The organism is Rothia sp. HMSC065C12, assembly GCF_001812085.1.
Taxonomy (GTDB): Bacteria; Actinomycetota; Actinomycetes; order Actinomycetales; family Micrococcaceae; genus Rothia; species Rothia mucilaginosa.
In genome coordinates this window covers 1-1,001 of record NZ_KV807667.1, presented here as the reverse complement: position 1 = coordinate 1,001, position 1,001 = coordinate 1, and the positions used below count along the sequence as shown (strand labels likewise).

Here is a 1,001-nt window from a genome sequence, read left to right as displayed (position 1 = left end):
AGGTCAAGTCCTGTGGAGTGGTGTAATCGTTTTGTGTCCTTCGGGTTGGGTTATGCGCTGAGTTGGAGTGGGGTGTCCTCCTGCCCGGTGGGTTGTGGTGTGAGTCGTGATTTGGTGAGGATGTCGAGGCTGAGGTAGCGTCGGCCTTCGGCCCATTCGTCGTTTTGTTCGGCGAGGACGGCTCCGACTAGGCGGATGATTGCTTGTCGGTTGGGGAAGATTCCCACGGTGTCGGTGCGGCGGCGGATTTCGCGGTTGAGGCGTTCGTTGGGGTTGTTGGACCAGATCTGGGTCCACACCCCGGTGGGGAAGGACGCGAACGCGAGGACGTCTGCCCTGGCTTGATCGAGGTGATCACACACGGCGGGGAGCTTGTCGTGGACGTAGTCCAAGAGCCGGTCGTATTGAGCGTTGACCGATGCCGCGTCGGGCTGGTCATACACCGAGTGCAGCATCGCTTTGACAGCGGGCCATAGTGCTTTGGGGGTGACGGACATGAGATTAGCGGCGTAGTGGGTACGGCATCGTTGCCAGGTGGCTCCGGGTAGGTTGGCGGCGATGGCCTCAACCAGGCCCAGATGGGCATCACTGGTGACCAGGCGCACGCCGGTCAGGCCTCGGGCGACCAGGTCGGCGAAGAACTCCTTCCAGGCTGGAGCGGTCTCGCTGGTGGACACGCGCACCCCCAGCACTTCGCGGTGTCCGTCATTGTTGACTCCGGTGGCAACCAGAACCGCGCACGAGACGACGCGTCCTCCTTCGCGTACTTTCATGGTCAGTGCGTCAGCGGCGACGAAGGTGAAAGGCCCGGCATCGTGGAGGGGCCGGTTGCGGAACTGATCCACGTGCTCGTCCAGGTCGGCTGCCATCCGTGAGACCTGGGACTTGGACAGTCCTGTGATCCCCAGGGTTCTGACGAGCTTGTCCATACGGCGCGTGGATACTCCTGCCAGGTAGCAGTCAGCGACCACTGTGATCAACGCGGTTTCACAGCGTTTGCG

The 1,001-nt window shown here is 62.2% G+C and carries 1 protein-coding gene; it reads right to left on the bottom strand.

The features are described 5' to 3' along the window. Positions 1-50 precede the first annotated feature (50 nt). The coding region (locus tag HMPREF2836_RS00020) for an IS256 family transposase (protein ID WP_070628948.1) at positions 51-1,001 on the bottom strand (951 nt) is incomplete at its 5' end.